Here is a 945-nt window from a genome sequence, read left to right on the forward strand (position 1 = left end):
AGGAGGGCGGAGGCGGCACATCGTTAGCCTGCGCCGCGCCCGCGTTGTCAGTAGTTTTCGCGCTCGCCGCCGGGGCGGTGCTTGAAGCGCTTGTGTACCCAGTAGTACTCGGTCACGCGCGGGCGGATGCAATCCTCGAAAAAGGCGTTCATGCGCCGGGTATCCTCGGTCACGCTGTCGCCGGGATAGTTCTCCCACGCCGGCAGGATGCGCAGCACGTAGCCCTGGTAGTCGGGCAGCATTTCGGTATAGATCGGCACTACCTTGGCGCCGGCCAGCCGCGCCAGGCGGGATACCGAGGTCAGGGTCAGGGCTTCCACGCCGAAGAACGGCACGTACTCGGAGTCGCGCTCGCCGAAGTCCATGTCGGCGATCAGTTGCAGGGCCTCGCCCTTGCGCAGGCAGCGGATGATGTCGCGCGCGCTGTCGTTGCGGGCAATCATCTTGGCGCCGAAGCGGCCGCGCGCATGCTTGAGGAAGCCGTCGAACAGGTCGTTCTTCTGCTTGGTGTACAGCGAGGCGCCCGAGCGCCCGACGTGCTCGCGCAGGTGGATGGTCAGCCGGATCGCGCCCGCCTCCACGCCGGAGAGATGCAGCGTGACCAGGATGTGGGGCGTGCCGTCCAGCGCGACCAGGTTGGCCTGGTCGTCGATCTGGACCCAGCGGCGCATCTGTTTCTCGCTGCCGGTCCAGAAGATGCCGCGCTCGGCGAAGCTGCGGAAGACGGTACGGAAGGTCTGGCGCGAGAGCGTTTCGATCTTGGCCTCGCTTGCGTCGGGGAAGCACAGGCGCAGATTGGTCTGCACCACGCGGCGCCGGCTGCTGGGAATCAGGTAGAGCAGGCTGCCCAGGCTTTCGCCAAAGCGCGCCACCAGCGGATAGGGCAGTTTGCCCAGCACGGTCAGCAGGCCGATGCCAAGCCAGGTAAAAATACGGCTCATTTGG

1 protein-coding gene is annotated in these 945 nt (G+C 66.0%); it reads right to left on the minus strand.

Going from position 1 to position 945, the window contains the following annotated elements:
* Window positions 1–47: 47 nt before the first annotated feature.
* Complete coding sequence (locus P3W85_RS03830; RefSeq protein WP_276263790.1) at window positions 48–941, minus strand: lipid A biosynthesis lauroyl acyltransferase; 894 nt, start codon at window positions 939–941, stop codon at window positions 48–50.
* Window positions 942–945 lie beyond the last annotated feature (4 nt).

This window comes from Cupriavidus basilensis (genome assembly GCF_029335485.1).
In the GTDB taxonomy this organism is placed as follows: Bacteria; Pseudomonadota; Gammaproteobacteria; order Burkholderiales; family Burkholderiaceae; genus Cupriavidus; species Cupriavidus basilensis_E.